The organism is Brevibacillus schisleri (assembly GCF_055685845.1).
The window spans coordinates 985,758-1,001,546 of sequence record NZ_JBVNDM010000001.1 but is presented as its reverse complement, the minus strand read 5'-3'; the positions used below and the strand labels follow the sequence as shown (position 1 = coordinate 1,001,546).

Genomic DNA, 15,789 nt, shown 5'->3' with positions numbered 1-15,789 from the left:
GCAATCAGAGTAAAATAGAAAATAGTACTTTCATAAAATTCCAGAGAGGATGACTTTTTACTTGGACACCGTCCCGATAGTGCTCAACCTACTGCTTGTTATATTTCTTGTTTTTCTCAACGGCTTTTTCGTAGCCGCAGAGTTCTCACTCGTGAAGGTGCGGCAAACGCGCCTGACACAGATGGTGAATGAAGGTAACAGACGTGCAGTCTATGCCCAAAAAGTAACGCATAAGCTAGACGCTTACCTATCTGCCTGCCAGGTCGGGATCACTCTCGCCTCGCTGGGACTGGGTTGGGTCGGGGAACCGGCCATTGCCCATATGATTGTGGAGCCTTTGCTTGGATCTTCTGGATTGCCTGAATATGCGATCTCCGCGATTTCTTTTGGTGTAGCCTTTGCGATTATTACGTTCCTCCACATTGTCTTGGGTGAGTTGGCTCCGAAATCATTGGCCATTCAAAAAGCAGAAATGACCTCGTTGTGGGTTGCCGCGCCATTGATGTTTTTCTATAAATTGCTTTACCCTGCAATCTGGTTCTTGAACGGAACCGCCAACGCTCTCATGAGACGTCTGGGACTCGAAGCGATCTCAGAACATGAAGCGGCGCATACCGAAGAAGAAATTCGTCTTCTGGTCAACCAAAGTCACCAAAGTGGCCATATCGACCAAACCGAATTGGCCCTTGTGGAACAAGTTTTTGACTTCTCCGAAACCGTTGCTCGGGAAACAATGATCCCGCGCATAGATATGGTTTGCTTATATACGACGAATACCTTTGAAGAAAACCTGGAGATTATTCGATCGCAGCGCCACACCCGTTTTCCAGTTGCAGCTGAGGACAAGGACAACATCATTGGTTTTGTCCATGCGACAGACTTCTACCTTTCTGCCTTGCAAGAGGGAAGCGTAGAGCTCGATTCGTTGCTCCGCCCTGTCCTGACCGTACCGGAAACCATGGAAATCAGCACGGTATTGCGTTTGATGCAAAAAAACCGTTCGCAGCTTGCTATTGTTATCGACGAGTACGGCGGAACAGCCGGTCTCGTGACGATGGAAGATATTTTGGAAGAAATCGTTGGGGATATCCAAGACGAGTTTGACGAGGAAAGACCAGAGATTGAGAAGCTAGATAATGGCCTCTCCGTATCCGGTATGCTCGTGTTGGCTGACCTGAATGACCATCTTCCGTTTGAGCTCGAATCCGAAGATGTAGACACGATTGGTGGTTGGCTGTACAGCCAGCTGGAAGAAGACATCGCTGTTGGTGCAACAGTAGAATGGGAAAACCACCTGTTCACCGTCAAGCAGATGGATCATCACCGTGTCACACGCGTTCTGATTACGCATTTGGAAAAAGATGAATCGGAGCAACAAGAACTGTTGACCGTCTCCTAATCATCACACCTCAGCACAAACCAAAGCCCCGCACCTGCTTAGATCGCTGGTGGGGGCTTTTTTTCGTCTATGTGATTCTCTGCCCCATAAGTGGCTTCCAGTCGTCCTCGCCATTGTCCTCCAAAATCCCCATCGTCACATCGCTAATATCCGGGTCAGTGAGCAAGCTGTCGCGAATCCGGTATTTAATATCGTCCGCCACAGCAAGACTCAGTCCCGTCCGCAGCTCTACATAGCTCTCCACATGGTAAAAACGCCCTTCCTGTACAATTCGCAACTTGTTGATGTCCGTCACATCTGGATCAGCAAAAATGACTTTGGCTACCCGATCCTCGATTTCTTTGGGAGCTGCAATACCAATTAAACCGACCATGTTGTCGTACCCTACCTTGAATGCCACACCCACCATGAGAATCCCGATCAGAATGGTGGCAATCCCGTCCAGCAAGGCAAAGGAAGTAAACGTAGTGACGATAACGGCAATCAGCGCCAATAACGCACCGAGCGTCGCTACGATGTCTTCGTAAAAGACAAGTCGTGTCGGCGGAGCCGCACGTCCTACATTTCGAAAGGCTGCTGGGATGACAGCAAAGCCTTTCGCTTCCACCCGCGCTTCATGAACGATTTCGAACATCACTTTTACGAGTACGTACCCATCCACAATGACCGCCAGAGACAGAATGATAAAATTCAGCCAAAAGTGGCTGGATTTTGCTGGCTCGGAAATGAGATGAAAGCCTTTGATAATGGTTTCGTAGGCCATGATGGTTACGACGATCACCGCTACCATACAGAAAAGGTTAATGACACGACCAAAGCCTGTAGGGAACCTTGATGTCGGTTTTTTCTCTGCAAGCACGCTGCCAAAGAAGACGAAGAACTGGTTGACCGCATCGGCTACCGAATGCATTGCCGACGCAAACATGGCTCCGCTCCCACTATACACAGCTGCAAAGCCTTTTGCGATAGCAAGCCCTGTGTTCCCCAAGGCCGCTGTCGCCGAGGACGTATTTCCCTTTTTTAGCGTTGCCCAGAAAGAGCCCATGGTGTTGCCATTCCCTCCTTGAACGAGACGATTTTCTTTACTATTCCCTATTCGTAAGGAGTGTTCCTTATGAGAAATGGAACATATACACAAAGAAAAGGCAGACATCCGAAGTGGAACATCTGCCTTTCCTTGATACGGCTACCTTATGCTACTAATTTCAATCCTGCTACAGCTATAATCACCATGGCGATGCATAAGATTCGCAGCTTGTCTTTTGCTTCTCCATAGAACAACATCCCGACCAGAGCGCTTCCTACCGTACCAATCCCTGTCCAAACCGCATAGGCTGTCCCCATAGGGATTTCTTTCATGGCGCAGGACAAGAGGAAGAAGCTGAGAGAAAAGCCACCGATCAGAACCGCAAACGAGCGGAACGAAGGCTTTTGGTTAACTTGTGTAATCCCCATCACTCCAACGACCTCAAACAACCCTGCAAAAATTAAGGATAACCATGTCATGCCACTTCACCCTCCCTCTTCGGCTTCTCTTCATGATCCGGTGTGACCAGCTTCAACCCAAGAATTCCGCCCAGAAGAAGTGCGATCAAGCCTACTTTCGCCCAGCTGAACGGTTCCCCAAACAGAACCATTTCGCTAATAACGGTACCAGCCGTACCCAAACCGACGAAGATCGCATAAACCGTACTCGTCGGCAGCTTTTTCCCTGAATAGACCAAAACACCAAAGCTGATAATAATCGCTAGGATGGTCAACGTCCATGACCAAAAGCCGTCGGCGTGCTTCAAGCCCGCTACCCACATGACTTCAAATACTGCTGCTACGACAACCATCAACCAATATTTCCCCATTTCTGGCTCCCTCCTCTTTCTTTTTCGCTTTTCGCAACGGACGTATCCGTTTTTATCGTTCCCCAAAATACATACTCATCCAAGATGGCTCAGTCTTTCCGAATGCAAAAAAAAGCCTCGGGTGAATACCATCACAGATATTCCTCCCGGGCTTTTATCCCTCCGTGTACACGACCGTGGTCGTGGGTTTTCTCTCGGTCCTGACCGGCCAAATGACTGACCGCGGAACCCTAGAAAACTCCGTACATATGCAGTTCTTTTCTTGGGGTAACTGCCATCATCATATCAAAAAACGCCGCGATTGGCAATGAACGTGCGCGCTTCGTTAAAAAAGCAAGAAGCCCAAGCTGATAATGGCGCCTGTCACGATCAGCATCATCAAGCAGTAGCCCATGATATCCCTCGCACCCAATCCAGCAAGAGCTAGCACAGGTAAGGCCCAGAATGGCTGAATCAGGTTCGTCCACGCATCCCCCCAAGCAATGGCCATCGCGACTTTTGCATGGGAAACGCCCAGCTCAGTGGCAACAGGCAGCATGATTGGTCCCTGTACTGCCCATTGCCCTCCACCAGAAGGAATGAATATGTTCAATAGGCCTGCACTCCAAAACGTGAACAGCGGAAAGGTAGTAGGCGTCGAGATGCTGATAAACCATTGAGAGATACTCGCTGCCAGTCCTGAAGCCGTCATCATCCCAATGATCCCGGCATAAAACGGAAACTGCACGACGATGCCTGTCGTGGTTTTCACCGCCTCATTCATGGCATCCAAAAACTTGCGCGGTGTCCCATGAAGGAGTATGCCTAGAAACAAGAAGCCCATGATGACGACATCCAAATTCAGCTTAAAGCCTTTATCAGCAAAATAGTAAATCAAATAAATAATTCCGAGTGCTGAAACAAGAACCGAGATCAAACGACTGTTTTCCATTTTGGAAGCAGGAGTATTGTCGATTGTTAAATCAGCAGCAGCCATTTCTTGTTGCGCGATCCCTTCCCCCTTGAATACAATTGTATCTTTTTCGGCAGGCATCATGAATCTGTTCACAATCGGGAGGACAATCATGATTGCGACTACGATGGTCAGATTCATTGGTGAAAACATCGTTTCCGAGGTCGGAATGACACCGATGATGTTTTCCAGGCTATGCTTTTCCGTGGCGATCGTCAAAGGAACAGAGCCAGCAAGCCCTCCATGCCAGACGACAAATCCGCCATATGCGCTGGCGACGAGCAATCGATAGTCTACCCTTTCCACTTGATTGGCAAGAACGCGTGCCAATAGCGCACTGATGACAAGCCCAAATCCCCAATTGATCCAGTTGGCTACACAGGAAACGACTGTGACGAGTACAATCGCTTGTCCTGGCGTCTTTGCCAGTGATCCCAAGGCATTCAAGCCACGCTTACAAATATTCGTACTGGCTAGCGTATGACCCGTAATCAAGATCAAGACCATTTGCATCGTAAAGCTGAGCAGGCTCCAGAAGCCGCCTCCCCAGTAGTTGACCATTTCCATCGGCGTTTTGCCATTGACGACGATCCCGGCAACAAACACGAGGAAGGTCAAAATGATTGCAAATAAAAAGGCGTCTGGCAAATAGCGTTGCACCATGCGAACCGAAGCATTCGTTAAGGCTTGAAACACATTTTCATCCCCTTTTCAAAAAGCATTCATGTACGTATGCCTTCCGATATAGCAAGAGGGATGCCAATCTGTTTTTCGAGGAACATGAATACGCTTTCAAAACAATTGCTCTGCTTTGCTGACTACTTTTTGCACAGTATGACACTTGTTTGCGCACACCAGGCGATTAGTCTCTTTCCCCTATTGCTGAATCCAATCCGTACATTTGCAGCTTATAGAGCAGTGCTCGCCGTGATATACCTAGCCTTTTCGCTGTCTGTAGCTTGTTGCCGCGTTCTATGCGCAAGGCATGGGCAATTGCTTCCCGCTCAACCTGGGCAATGATTTCCCGCATGGTTCGTCCTTCATAGCTGATTTTGCCATGGCCTGGGATCTGTTCGCCCATCTTGTTATCCTGAATGGGGGATAAGACATGCTCGTGACCGATAACTGCCCCTCTGGTCAAAACAACAGCCCGTTCGATCGTATTCTCCAGCTGACGCACATTGCCTGGCCAGTGATAGGCGATTAGCGCTTCCGTGGCAGCAGCGGACAAGCAAAGGTCATGCTTCCCTGCCTCTTTTCCATATTTAGCGAGAAAGTGACGGATTAGCAGAGGAATGTCCTCTTTTCGCTCACGAAGCGGCGGCATGCGAATTGGAACGACATTGAGCCGGTAGTATAAATCTTCGCGGAAAAGCTCCTGGCGAATTCTTTCCTGCAAATCACGATTGGTGGCAGCAATCACGCGAACGTCAACCGATATAGCCTCGATGCCCCCTACCCGAATAAATACACGATCCTGCAAAAACCGCAGCAGTTTTACCTGCAAAGAAAGGCTCAGTTCTCCTACTTCGTCAAGGAACAAAGTACCTCCATTCGCAAGCTCCAACAATCCTTGCTTGCGATGAACGGCCCCTGTAAATGCACCCCGTTCATAGCCAAACAACTCACTCTCCAGCAAATTTTCAGGAATCGCGCCGCAATTGACGGGAATGAGTGGCTTGTCCGCCCGCGGGCTATTGGAATGGATCGCTCTTGCAATGAGCTCTTTGCCCGTTCCGCTCTCCCCTTCAATCAAAACAGTGGCTTTAGACATCGCTACTTTTCCCACCAGCTTGTACACGTTTTGCATAGCCGGACTCAGGCCAATCAAGCTGGTTCTGTTTGGATTCGCTTGCTCTTCCTGTAGGACTTTCCCGACTTCGCCTTGCTCAAGCAGCTCTCCCTGTGTGAGTGCATGAGTAACGACTTGTTTGACCTGCCCCAAGTCGAATGGCTTTTGCACATAATCAAACGCTCCCAGCTTCATTGCCTCCATGACGTCACTGGCGGAACCATAGGCAGTCATCATCACGACTCTCGGGAGCCTTCCCTTTCTCTCGTTCAGGCGGCGCAACGTATCCATGCCGTCTAAATGGGGCATACGCAGATCCAAAAGCATGACTTGCGGGCAAAAGCGTTCGACCTGTTCCAAAGCCTCTACTCCACTGCCAGCCTCCATGAGCTCGTATCCCATTTTGCGCAGCGTAGTTGACAATGCCCTTCTCACATTGGCCTCGTCGTCTACGATCAGCACTTTGCTCGTCATCACAATCCTCCTTTTGCCCGAATCGGCAGTACGACAGTAAAACAAACGCCTTCGGGGGTATTTTGAGCAAAAATATGTCCGCCATATGCTTGCACAATCCGTTGGGAGATCGCCAGTCCTAGTCCCGTACCCGTTTGCTTCGTCGTGAAAAACGGTTCGAATATAGCCAGCAGATTTTCCTCCGCAATAGGCGGACCTTCATTCGTTACCTGGACATGCACATCATTATTTATGTTTTTGATTTCAATCTGGATACGACCTTCCATAGGCTTTGCTTGCAGTGCGTTGTGCAATATATTTAAAAACACCTGCTTTAACAACTCTGGTGAAGACATCACGGCAGAAATATCCTCGTTATAAACAAGCTGCACATTCACTCCGTTGAAGCCCTCGGCATGTTCCATCAGCTTGAGCGTGTGCTGGATTACCTCTTGCACGCGCACAGGTACGTTCGACTCTTCATTGGGACGAGAAAATAACAAGAGCTCGTCAGTAAAACGGTTCAGACGCTCGACTTCCTCCACAATAATCCCTGTGTATTCCCGAGAGCCATGGTCTTTTGGCCATTCCTCCTCGATGATCTGGGCGAAGGCTTTGATAGCCGTCAACGGATTGCGTACTTCATGGGCAATGCTAGTCGCCCACTCACCTATGACCGCCAGTCGCTCAGCTTGAGCCAGCCTTGACTCCATCCTCCGCCATTGTGTGCGATCCTCCAGCACGACGATCGCCCCCAGCACTTCCTCTGTCGTATTTTTCCAAATGGAAGAGCTGACCTTTAGCCAGAGCACGCCCCTGTCCGGATACTGATGGCGCCACATCGCATCTCGGATGGCTTGACCGTTTTGCAGCGTATCCAACAGGATATGAAGGAGAGCCTCACTCTCTGTAAAAACTTCCGTGTAGTGCATCCCCTTTGCTCGACTGGAGGTGAAGCCAATCATATGTATCGCTGTCTCATTCCATGCAATCAAGCGCCCGCTCTGATCCAACGCGAGGACCCCACTATCCATGCTATTCATGATTGTTTCCGTGCGGCTACGGCTAGCCTGCAAGTCACTCGCCAAATTGTTGATCGCACCTGTAATTTCTCCAGGCTCACCATCCATTTTCCTCAAGCGAAAGGAAAGGTCTTGGCTAAGCCGCTTCAACCCTGACTTGATTTCTGACAAAATCACTTCAAAACGATGGACGAGCAAACCGCTGGCCGCTGCTGCGATCATACAGCCAATGCCCAAAATCGCATAAATGCTTTGTCGCATTCCCGCGAGTTGTATATCGATCGTAGACATGAGCTCATTCGCCCAAGCATAGCCGATCACTTGATCATTGCGAATGAGTGGAACCATGGCGTTCATGATGTTGCCGCGTACTTGTTCGCCGATTACTACATCAGTCTGCCGCGTCTGCATGACACTACGACCCGGGTGAGTTTCGCTAATCGATTGTCCTATGTACAAGCTCATTTCATTGCTGGGTCCATACGTCACGATGGAATCGAGAGCTACGGAATAATACCCGACGCCAATTCCCGGGTGGGCTAGAGCGATCCGATCTGTAAGCGGTTGCATTTTCTCGTTTAATGCTTGAAGCTTGTGCTCTTTTTCCGCCTTTTCTAATCCAGCTTCCACGACAATGGTGTCAAAATCTTTCGACAGCGCAAAATCCAGCTGCTGCGTGATGGCGATTAGCTTTTGTTTCTTTTCCGCCAGTAAAGCCTGCTCTGCCGATTTTACCAATACGATTCCGGTAATGATAATCGGTAAAATGGTAACAACAATGACAGCCATGACAAAACGTATGCGGTACAGATATGTTTTCATTGCAGATTGCCTCCTTATGGTATTCTAACATACAGAAGCATCACACACAGGAAGAGAGGAACGTATATATGACAACCGTTTTGTTCGTTTGTCTGGGCAATATTTGCCGCTCGCCCATGGCCGAAGCCGTATTTCGCCATCTCGTAGAGTCTGAGGGATTGGCAGGGGAAATCTCCATCGATTCAGCGGGGATCGGTGGCTGGCACGCAGGTGAACCTCCGCACAAAGGTACACAAAAAGTGTTGACCGAGAATGGGATTGCCCATGACACACTGCGTGCTCGCCAAATTGTCACAGAGGACTTCTCGGAGTACGACTATATCGTCTGCATGGATGAGGAAAATTTGTCCGCACTCAAGCAAATGGGGCCTTCAGGGAAAAAGGTGTACCGCCTGCTCGACTTTGCCGATTCTGCTCAGGAACAAAATGTGGAAGACCCTTATTATACGGGGCGATTCACGTATGTGTATGACCTGGTGAATGCGGGTTGCCGCGGGCTCTTGAACGAAATCAAAGCCAATATCGCAAAAAAGGGATAGCCCGTCATCAGGGCCATCCCTTTTTCTTATACGGCAACCGTCTCCTTCTCAACCAGTCGATTCAACCAGCTCTTCGTACTCGCAATCAAGCGCTTGTAGCTGTCCGCCGAGGAAAAGGTATGATCTCCCCCTACAACTACTTCTGTTTCGCAACTCCCCCGTCTCCGCAGATGCAGCTCTCGCTCATAATGAAACATGGCATCCACCGCAATGACGTCATCCCGATTGCCATGCAGGATTAACACATCTCCCTCAAACTGCTTGGCTTGACGTAATGGGAGAGCAGTACCGAGCGACTGAAAAAAGCGATTCTCCAATCCGTAGCCCAAATGATCCGTTTTGCCGTATGAAAGTGCTTCCTTGTATTCCTTTTCCCCCACGATCCGAACGATATCATCGAAGGGACGTGCTACCGGTGCCCATAGAATGAGGGAGTGTATTCGTTTATCCTGGCTCGCTGTCAGCACACTGACCGCACCACCCAAACTATGCCCTAGCAGGCACACACGCTCCTGATCTACCTGTTCCAGTGTGAAAACATGGTCGAGAACATCTCGTGTTTGTGCAAGCAAGACGTCCAAACCACCAGCTCCATAATCGCCATCGCTTTCCCCGCAGCCTCCGTAATCGAAGCGCAGTACGCCAAAACCGTGTGAAGTTAATTCTCTGGCAGCTTTTACAAACAAGCGGTTCACTCCAATCCGACTGCCGATAAAGCCATGGCAAATGACAACCAACGGGTATTTCACTCTGGTCTTGCCTGTTGTGCATGTAGGTTCATGCAGGGTAGCCGTCAACGAAATCGTGTCGCTGGGTATTTGTAAAATCCGTTCCAAAGAACTCACCTCTTTTATTTTAGTATTCCGAGTTGTTTACTTAGTTATTATTTTTATTATCTTCATTTTCATGAACGCTGTCAAGATGAACCGGAAAACTCAATGAAAAATCATCCTGTACGGTTTATGATGGAGGGGAACGTGTCGCAATATAAGAAGAGCTGTTGGACCGAAGATAGAATTGTGAGGAGAAAAATATGTCTGATTTGCGGAAAGAAACCTTGGACAAAATCAAAAACGGCGATTTCACCTGTTCCAAGGAGCTGACCTTGTCTATGTTCAGCGGAAAATGGAAAGTCGTGATCCTGTGGCATTTAGGGGTAGAAGGCCCGCATCGCTTCAGTGAGCTGCAACGGCTGTTCCCAAAAATCACTCATAAAATGCTGACGAATCAGTTAAAAGAGCTAATCGAAGACGGCATTGTTCACCGGGAAGTATACCCGGAGGTTCCCCCGCGCGTGGAGTATTCCATGACGGAGTTGGGGATGACTTTATTGCCTATAGTAGAAATGATGTATGAGTGGGGCGAAATGCGGATGGGGCAGTTGAAGCTGGAATTGGGGGAGAACTCTGTATAGCTGCTGTGGTGGGGAGGAAACAGGAGAAAACGCTCAGATTCTTGGAACACCTGCGCGGGAGCAGGGGGTGCCCGGCTCCGTGAAAAAAAGAGAAACCGCGTCCAAAGTCGATGATCCAGGGGGCTTCTCAGAGGTGGACGCTAAAGGCAGTTTCTCTTTTTTTCACTGCGCCTCGGTAGGTGTGTCCAAAGATCTTCGCTGTTTTCTCCTGTTTCCTCTGCGAACTGTTGTCATTCCACCTTCTTTTAATAAAAAAGAAATAGACCTCATGAATGCTGCTTCCAAGAAGTAAACACTAGCTGCTTGGGAAGAAGAACATTTCCAGTCCGAGCGCCTCTGGAGCCCTACCTAGCTCCGAAGCGCTCCCGACATTTATTTCGGAGCGGACAGTCTAACCCCTTGCGGGGCGTAGGCCGAAGCGTAGACTGGAAATGGGCTTCTTCCCCTCCACTACAGCTACTATAAACAAAAACAAAAAAGGATAGCCTCCCGAGGAAGCTATCCTTTTTGTTATTACGGATTCACAGTATTTTTCGGAGGAGAAGCCAGATCACGCAGGATCGCTACCTCTACCCGTCTGTTTTTCGCTCTGCCTTCATCCGTCGTATTCGGCGCTACCGGATGGTATTCTCCCAAGCCTGTCGCGCTGAACTTCGTCGGGTCTAGATTCTTGTTTTCCAGAAGCACCTTTAAGAAGTTAACGGAACGTTTGGCACTGAGATCCCAGTTGGATGGGAACTCTGCACGGCGAATCGGCACATTGTCCGTATGACCGGTTACAGTCACTTTTTTCGGGTGCGGCACCAGCATTCCTGCCATTTCACTCGCAAGCTTTCTCGCTTCCGGTTTCAGATCAGCTTTACCGGAGTCAAACAACGCATTGTCCAAAATGGTGATCAGCAGACCTTCATCGGTCAGCTTCGTCTGGAGCTTGTCCTGTAGCTTGTTTTGCTGAATGTATCCGTCCAGCTTTGTCTGTAGCTTTTTCAAGTCCTCTGTCTCTTTGCGGACCGCTTCTTCCAGACGCTTTTCTTCTTCTGTCTTCTGTTTTTCTGCTTCCTGTGCGCCTTTGTGCAAGGTTTGCTGCTGAAGCTGCGGGTCTAGGGGTACCGGGCTTGGGTAGTTCATGACTCCCGTACCGCCGTTGATTGCAACGCTGAAGGACCGAACCATTTGGTCGAACTTCTTCGCATCCATCTCGCTAGAGGCGAACAACACGATAAACAAAGCAAGCAGAAGGGTAAGCAAGTCCGCGTATGGAATTAGCCAAGACTCGTCCATATGCTCTTCATGATGAGCATGTCTCTTTGGTCGCTTAGCCATTTACCGCAGCTCCTTCCTCCCTCTTCTCTTCCTTCATTTCTTCTTTCATTTCCGCACGCTCTTGGTATGGAATGTAAACCAGCAGCTTTTGCTCAATCGCAGTCGGGGATACACCCGCTTGAATGGAGAGCAATCCTTCGACCATGATTTTTTTGATTTCAATTTCTGCCTTTGATTTTCGTTTGAGCTTGGTCGCGAACGGGTGCCATAATACGTAACCCGTGAAAATACCGAGCAAGGTAGCTACGAACGCAGCCGCAATCGAGATACCCAATGCATCGATGTCACTCAAGTTACCCAAGGCGGCAATCAGACCGACAACCGCACCCAATACCCCGAGAGTCGGAGCGTAGCTTCCCGCTTGGCTAAAGACAAGGGCCCCTGCCTGATGGCGCTCTTCAATGGCGTGAATTTCTTCATTCAGAACATCGCGAACAAAATCCGGTTCCCCACCATCAATGATCATTTTCATACCGTTACGCAGAAATGGATCTTCAATCTCATCAGAAGTGTTTTCCAGTGCAAGCAATCCTTCGCGACGAGCGATGGAAGCCCAGTTCATAAACTGACCGATCATTTCTCTTTTTTCAGGGAGCTTTTGTTCTTTAAAAATTATCTTGAAAAGAGCAGGAATACGCTTGATTTCCGACATGGGAAATGCGTTGAAAAGGGCAGCAATAGTACCTACGATGATGATCATAATTGCTGCTGGATTCAGTAATGACATAGGACTTGCATGCTTCAAGATCATCCCGACCACCACTGCGATAATACCTAAAACTATACCTATCAAGGTAGACTTTTCCATCGTGACACTCCCTACTTCCATAATCGAAATCTATCTATATATGGTTTCGGAATTTTTGCGCTCACTTGTGAGGCTTTTCGAAAAAAACAGCTTATCCGAACGACTGAACTAGTCCAATCATGACCAAAAGTCCTAGGATGAACGAAAAAGTAGCGGAACGAGCATGACCATCACCATGACTTTCGGGAATGAGTTCCTTGTAAACGATAAACAACATCGCGCCGGCAGCAAAGGAAAGCCCATATGGCACCAACCCGTGAACCACAGAGGTCAGGTAATAGCCACAGATCCCGGAGACGATTTCGACTGCTCCGGTCAGCGTTGCTAACATAAAGGCCTTGAAGCGACTAACCTTTTGATTGATCAGGAAGAGAGCAACCAGGAAGCCTTCTGGGGCATTTTGCAGACCGATTGCAAAAGATATCATGCCACCCAAGCCAGACTGTTCACTCGAATAGCTCACGCCCACGGACAAGCCCTCTGGTATATTGTGCAAGGTAATCGCGGCCAAGATTAGCAGCGATTGCGAATCCATCGAAATGTTGATTCTCGTATGCTCCAGATCGATATGCGGGACAATGCTTTCCAACACTGTAAGCATCAATGTTCCGGTAAGCACTCCCAAACAAACGATAATAAATGGCGCGCTCTGAAGTGCCTGTGGGATCAGACTGAATGTCGAGGCAGCCACCATAATTCCAGCCGTAAACGCCAGCAATATATCCCGCCATCGATGTGATACCGACTTAAAAAAAAGGATAGGCAAGGCGCCCACACCTGTAGCCATGGCAGATAGAAAGCTACCTATCAGTAGTTGTTCCATGTATGTTCCTCCACGTAATAATGCCGCTCTTCAGATATCCGGAACAAACGGCCTTCTACTATCATATTTCCCGAATGGGAACGGTACGCCTTTTTGTTAGGCCTTTTTTGTTAAGCGGATCACATCCAGCACATCGACTTTTTGCCTTGTTTTTTCATGATACAGCCATTTTTCCTGAACATGATCCACAAATAAAATTCCGTCTAAATGATCGATTTCATGCTGCATGCAAACAGCAAGGAATCCGTCTCCCGCAAGGATCATTTCCTCGCCTTGTCTGTTCAATGTCTTTACTTTTACATGCTGGGCTCTCTTTACATTGCCATAGTAACCCGGAAAAGATAAGCAAGCCTCCATTCCGATTTGTTCGCCACTTCTTTCGATGATTTCTGGGTTAATGAGCTCAATTAATCCATCTCCGCAATCCATGACAACCACCCTGCGAAGAATGCCTATTTGAGGTGCGGCAAGGCCAGCACGGCCGTCCGCAGCATATAAGGTTTCTGCCATCTCATCCAGTAGCTTGAACGTTTTCTCATTCAGCTCTTCCACTGGCTTCGCTACTTTGCGCAGAATCGGGTCTCCAAACGGCAAAATCTGTTTCACTGCCATATTTTTATACTCCCTTCACTCTATTAGGCGGTGTATATGCCCACAAGTCATTTGGTGTACACTCTAGCGCTGTACAGAGTGCATCAAGTGTCTCGGTTTTCATTTGTTTGGGCTGACTGGTTAGTAAAGCGCTGATGGAGGCTGGAGACAGACTGTAATTTGCTTTCTCTTTCAACAGCCTTGCTAAAGCGGCTCCCGTCCAAACTCCTCTTTCTGCCATTACTTTTCGCAACATCCAGACAAGCATCTACTCACCCCTCATTTTTTCGGTACTAACTAACTTTATTAGGCAACACCTAATATATCATATGTTGCATTCCAAAATCCAAAAACGCCAAAAACTTGGCGTTTTTGACGTTCTATGTTTCTGATCGATATGTTTTTCCCAACTGATCACCGAGACCAAAATAATGGCGGAAGTTGTAGATCAGCGGATTCCACGCTTGGGGGTTCACGTGATGAGCACTCTGTACAATCTGTTTGTCTGCATGGACGTGACGCACTTCTGTCTCTACGATCGCAAACATGTCGGCATATTCCGGAAAACGGATGGTGCGAACAACTGCTTCAAGTTGAAGCGGGCATTCTCCCACTCGCTTTGGACGAACGATAGCAGAGTCAACAGGAGTAAAATTGGCTGCCTGAAACTTATTCGCTTCATAGCGGAAGCCCAGCTCCCTTTTATAGTCAGGTACGGGATTACGGCCTGTTAGCGGAGCCAACGCTTCCACTTGCTGCCACATCGAGGCATCCGGCAAATTGATAACACACTCCGGACGTTGTCGCAAATTTTCCAATCCATGCGAGCCGAACCCGAGCCCCAGAATGACGTAATTTCCTAACGCCCATGACGATGAAATGGGACTGATATTCGTTGAACCATCTTCATTTTCAGTGGTCAACAGGACAACGGGAGTTCCATAATATAAAATCTTCGGTTGAATGGTCGTATGGCTTGTCATGAACATAGCCTCCCTTGACTAGAATCAATCTTGCTACGACTTATTCTAGTCGAGGAATATTTCCATTGCGCTCGAAGTGTGAATGTAATCTTATCTCCGTATATTAGCGTGCTCCTGCTTTTTGCAGGATTTGTACAATCTCGTGATAACCCCGTTCTTTTGCACGATATAGAGGTGTTTTTCCTTCGCTATCCGGGATGTTTACATCAGCGCCGTGGTCGATTAGCAGTTGGATCATCTCTTGTTGGTTTTTTCCGCCATCGTTCAATACGATTGCTTCCATCATCGGGATTGTTCACATGGTTGACGTCTACATCCGTCCGAGTAAGAAGTTCCTTTGCTACTTCCACATACCCATGTTCTGCCGCCGGTATCAATGGTGTTCCTCCGAAGCGGTTGTAAATCTTCGTATCTGGACCTGCATCGATAACCAGCTTCAATATTTCTAGGTATCCTTCTGCTCCTGCATACAAGAACGGGTTATCTTGCCGGTCGTCCTGAATATTGATGTCAGCACCTGCTTCAATGAGGACCTTCACTATTTCCACATGGTTGCCGTGTGTTGCTGCCATCGCCGCTGTTCTTCCACGATCATCCTGTGCGTTTATCTCAGCCCCTGCTGCCAAGCTAGCCTTGACTTCATCGGTTTTGCCCTCGGCTGCTGCAAAGAGCAGTTTTTTGTTCAGTTCTTTCACTTCTTCTTGAGATAGCGTTGGTTTTTTCCCTGGTTGAGATCGTTGCTGTAGTGGCTGTGGTGTCGCTGGTTGTTGTTGCTGCTGTGCGGTCGTTACAGCCGGAGCTGTTGTGGACGATTCATCCATGCAGCCTGTCAGCAGCATTCCGAATGGGATTGCAGTGAGGATGAGTTTGTACATTCGGCACCTTCCTCCTTGGTATGTGATGGAGATATAGGTCTAAGCCCGGTTGCGTACCGAGCGTAGGTTGCCTGTTAAACCTCTGAATCCATCGTAGTCCGTAGAGATAAACTCCTACTAAACCTGTTCTTAATGAA

General features: G+C 48.5%; 16 protein-coding genes, 1 pseudogene and 1 riboswitch. Of the genes and pseudogenes, 3 read left to right on the top strand and 14 right to left on the bottom strand.

Translation table 11 applies throughout. The features are described from left to right. Nucleotides 1-61 precede the first annotated feature (61 nt). Nucleotides 62-1,399: a hemolysin family protein gene (locus ACUUHJ_RS04995; RefSeq protein ID WP_289676252.1), complete on the top strand. Its 1,338-nt coding sequence runs from the start codon at nt 62-64 to the stop codon at nt 1,397-1,399. 67 nt (nt 1,400-1,466) lie between these two features. Here the strand turns inward: ACUUHJ_RS04995 and ACUUHJ_RS04990 are convergent, their stop codons facing one another. From ACUUHJ_RS04990 to atoS, 6 genes are all read right to left on the bottom strand, one after another. Continuing rightward, nucleotides 1,467-2,444, bottom strand: coding sequence for a cation diffusion facilitator family transporter (locus tag ACUUHJ_RS04990; RefSeq protein WP_472298389.1), 978 nt, complete (start codon nt 2,442-2,444; stop codon nt 1,467-1,469). Nucleotides 2,445-2,590: 146 nt separating this feature from the next. Next, nucleotides 2,591-2,905, bottom strand: a complete 315-nt coding sequence (locus ACUUHJ_RS04985) for a DMT family transporter (RefSeq protein WP_472298388.1) — start codon at nt 2,903-2,905, stop codon at nt 2,591-2,593. Next, nucleotides 2,902-3,255 (bottom strand): DMT family transporter, encoded by a 354-nt coding sequence (locus ACUUHJ_RS04980; protein WP_289676249.1) that lies wholly within the window; start codon nt 3,253-3,255, stop codon nt 2,902-2,904. Before ACUUHJ_RS04980 ends, ACUUHJ_RS04985 begins: the two co-directional genes overlap by 4 nt. A 141-nt stretch (nt 3,256-3,396) precedes the next feature. After that, a riboswitch (guanidine-I (ykkC/yxkD leader) is annotated at nt 3,397-3,500 on the bottom strand. Between the two features lie 80 nt (nt 3,501-3,580). Further along, nucleotides 3,581-4,903 (bottom strand): short-chain fatty acid transporter, encoded by a 1,323-nt coding sequence (locus ACUUHJ_RS04975; RefSeq protein ID WP_289676248.1) that lies wholly within the window; start codon nt 4,901-4,903, stop codon nt 3,581-3,583. Between the two features lie 166 nt (nt 4,904-5,069). Next, on the bottom strand, nt 5,070-6,473 hold the full coding sequence (locus ACUUHJ_RS04970; protein ID WP_289676246.1) for a sigma-54-dependent transcriptional regulator: 1,404 nt from the start codon (nt 6,471-6,473) through the stop codon (nt 5,070-5,072). After that, entirely contained in the window at nt 6,473-8,296 is a 1,824-nt protein-coding gene (gene atoS, locus ACUUHJ_RS04965) for a two-component system sensor histidine kinase AtoS (RefSeq protein WP_472298387.1), read from the bottom strand. Before atoS ends, ACUUHJ_RS04970 begins: the two co-directional genes overlap by 1 nt. 68 nt (nt 8,297-8,364) lie before the next feature. Between atoS and ACUUHJ_RS04960 the strand changes: the two genes are divergently transcribed. Further along, on the top strand, nt 8,365-8,835 hold the full coding sequence (locus tag ACUUHJ_RS04960) for a low molecular weight protein-tyrosine-phosphatase (protein WP_472298386.1): 471 nt from the start codon (nt 8,365-8,367) through the stop codon (nt 8,833-8,835). 26 nt (nt 8,836-8,861) lie between these two features. Here ACUUHJ_RS04960 and ACUUHJ_RS04955 read toward each other — a convergent pair whose 3' ends face one another. Further along, complete coding sequence (locus ACUUHJ_RS04955) at nt 8,862-9,680, bottom strand: alpha/beta hydrolase family protein (RefSeq protein ID WP_472298385.1); 819 nt, start codon at nt 9,678-9,680, stop codon at nt 8,862-8,864. Nucleotides 9,681-9,868: 188 nt separating this feature from the next. On the opposite strand from ACUUHJ_RS04955, the gene ACUUHJ_RS04950 reads away from it, so the two are divergent. After that, nucleotides 9,869-10,249: a winged helix-turn-helix transcriptional regulator gene (locus ACUUHJ_RS04950; RefSeq protein ID WP_472298384.1), complete on the top strand. Its 381-nt coding sequence runs from the start codon at nt 9,869-9,871 to the stop codon at nt 10,247-10,249. Between the two features lie 513 nt (nt 10,250-10,762). Here ACUUHJ_RS04950 and motB read toward each other — a convergent pair. The 7 genes and pseudogenes from motB to ACUUHJ_RS04915 form a co-directional block, all read right to left on the bottom strand. Then, complete coding sequence (gene motB / locus ACUUHJ_RS04945) at nt 10,763-11,572, bottom strand: flagellar motor protein MotB (RefSeq protein ID WP_064202361.1); 810 nt, start codon at nt 11,570-11,572, stop codon at nt 10,763-10,765. Further along, nucleotides 11,565-12,380 (bottom strand): flagellar motor stator protein MotA, encoded by an 816-nt coding sequence (motA, locus tag ACUUHJ_RS04940; protein WP_289676242.1) that lies wholly within the window; start codon nt 12,378-12,380, stop codon nt 11,565-11,567. The genes motB and motA overlap by 8 nt, the downstream gene beginning before the upstream one ends. A gap of 91 nt (nt 12,381-12,471) precedes the next feature. Continuing rightward, a complete protein-coding gene (locus ACUUHJ_RS04935; RefSeq protein ID WP_064202362.1) occupies nt 12,472-13,203 on the bottom strand; it encodes a ZIP family metal transporter in 732 nt (243 codons plus the stop codon). A gap of 96 nt (nt 13,204-13,299) precedes the next feature. Next, entirely contained in the window at nt 13,300-13,815 is a 516-nt protein-coding gene (gene def, locus ACUUHJ_RS04930; RefSeq protein WP_289676241.1) for a peptide deformylase, read from the bottom strand. Between the two features lie 4 nt (nt 13,816-13,819). Then, nucleotides 13,820-14,062, bottom strand: coding sequence for a helix-turn-helix domain-containing protein (locus ACUUHJ_RS04925; RefSeq protein WP_289676240.1), 243 nt, complete (start codon nt 14,060-14,062; stop codon nt 13,820-13,822). A 112-nt stretch (nt 14,063-14,174) separates the two neighbouring features. Continuing rightward, on the bottom strand, nt 14,175-14,777 hold the full coding sequence (locus tag ACUUHJ_RS04920) for a flavin reductase family protein (protein ID WP_289676239.1): 603 nt from the start codon (nt 14,775-14,777) through the stop codon (nt 14,175-14,177). Between the two features lie 103 nt (nt 14,778-14,880). Then, nucleotides 14,881-15,652, bottom strand: a pseudogene (locus ACUUHJ_RS04915) (ankyrin repeat domain-containing protein). Nucleotides 15,653-15,789 lie beyond the last annotated feature (137 nt).